The sequence below is a fragment of the Cyanobium sp. Copco_Reservoir_LC18 genome (genome assembly GCF_009834675.1).
Classification (GTDB): domain Bacteria; phylum Cyanobacteriota; class Cyanobacteriia; order PCC-6307; family Cyanobiaceae; genus Cyanobium; species Cyanobium minutissimum.
Window position 1 is genome coordinate 1 of sequence record NZ_ASAC01000007.1, and the last position, 1,934, is coordinate 1,934.

Annotated in this window: 2 protein-coding genes; both read left to right on the forward strand. The window is 57.7% G+C overall.

The genetic code is table 11. The features are described 5' to 3' along the window. Window positions 1–1,049 (forward strand): hypothetical protein (locus tag L107_RS03180; protein ID WP_201295788.1); only part of this gene is annotated, 1,049 nt, incomplete at its 5' end. Between the two features lie 608 nt (window positions 1,050–1,657). Continuing rightward, window positions 1,658–1,934: hypothetical protein (locus L107_RS16545; protein WP_236550482.1), on the forward strand; the 277-nt coding region annotated here is incomplete at its 3' end.

Here is a 1,934-nt window from a genome sequence, read left to right on the forward strand (position 1 = left end):
GCACCGGCCTGCTCTATACGGCAGGAGCGCGCACGATCAATGGTGTGAACCTGGGCAGCACCCAGCTCGGTTTTGCCATCCGGCCGGCTGCCGGCGCACCGATCCAGGTGTCGATCTCCGGTCAGTTGGCGTCGGCCAGCAACCCAGGCGCCGGCTGGTCACCACTGGCCGCTGCAGCAACTGCAGGCGGTTATGACCTCTACTGGCGCAATTCGGTATCGGGTCAGCTGGCCCGCTGGAACCTGAACAGCAGCGGAGCGTTTGTCGGTGGCGACGTGCTCACGCCGAATCAGTTCCTGCAGGCGGAGTCAAGCCTGAACGCGGATCTCGATGGTGATGGCAGCACCGGCCTGCTCTATACGGCAGGAGCGCGCACGATCAATGGTGTGAACCTGGGCAGCACCCAGCTCGGCTTTGCCATCCGGCCGGGTGCCGGCGCACCGATCCAGGTGTCGATCTCCGGTCAGCTGGCGTCGGCCAGCAACCCAGGCGCCGGCTGGTCACCACTGGCCGCTGCAGCAACTGCAGGCGGTTATGACCTCTACTGGCGCAATTCGGTATCGGGTCAGCTGGCCCGCTGGAACCTGAACAGCACCGGCGCCTTTATCGGTGGCAGCGTTCTCAACATTCATCAATTCCTGGCTGAAGAAAGCAGGCTCAATCAGGATCTTGATGGAGATACCCTGACTGGTATCTCCAGGACATCACAGATCGCGACTGTCTCTCTGTTCTCTACGACTGGAGGTTACGCACTGGATGCCAATTCACTGGATCCACTGCTGCTGGTGCCGATCACCATCCAGGGCAACCAGATCTCTGCCACCAATCCCGGCGCTGGCTGGACGGCCATCGCTGCAGCTGCTGATGCCACTGGCGGCTTCGACCTGTATTGGAAGAATAACAACAATGGAGAATATGCGAGGTGGGATCTAAACACCAGTGCTGGCTTTGTAGGCGGCTCGGTGCTGACCCTTTCCCAGCTTTTTGGAGAAGAGAGCCGCTTGGCGTTTGACTTGAACCGTGATGGAGTTGTTGGTGTGGTGGTGTGATCTATACGGTTTCTCCTTGCCAGGCTTTTCCCACAATCCTTGCATTAATCCGTGAGTTCTGATCTTTTTCGGAATAGTCCTATTGCTTTGTATCTGGATGATGTTTACTTTCGTCGTCTCTCCTCTCACAGTAGATCAGATCAAACCACTTAATCTGTGCGTGTTGTGGCTGGAGGTTCTCCATTACCTCACTCGCTCCCATGCTGGCCTTGATCTGACCCCGATGCATGAGACGGGCGACTCTGTGACGACTCACCGGATGGCCCGGCAGCGCGTAGCCCCTGGTGGATTCGAGGAGAGCACCAGCAGCGCCGCTGCTCACGGAGCATCGCCGGGAACATAGATGCGACCCAATCGTTCTCGTCCGCCCGCTTTCCTTGCGGTTCCTGCTGCTTCCTGCTGGTGTAGTACCCGCTGCGGTTCATGGCCAGCTGTTAGCACTGCCAGGTAACGGGGTGCGGATGACCAAGCTGATCGATCTGGAATACCCCTCAGTTGCAGCTGCTCTGTCGTAAAGCTGTTGCTGCCAGCCTCAGCATATCCTTCTCCCTCCGGACCATCTCGATGGGCTGCTGAATGCGACGGATACACCTGGGGATGAAGGACAGTTGTTTGCGAGTCTTCTGCTGGGAAATCCGTTAACTACAGCACAGCGAACGTCTTTGCTTGCTGATGACGATACGATCCAGATCATCCTCTCGAATCATCGTCTGCTTGCCGCTGAGGCATCTTCCGATACGTCTGCTCCCCAGATCACCAGCGCTGCCCTGAGCGCCACTTCGGTGGATCTATCGCAACCTGGTGCAGGTGGAATAAGGCTCACTCTTGGAGTATCGGACGCCATATCAGGTTTCGACATTGGTTTCATTAACTTCACATCGTCGA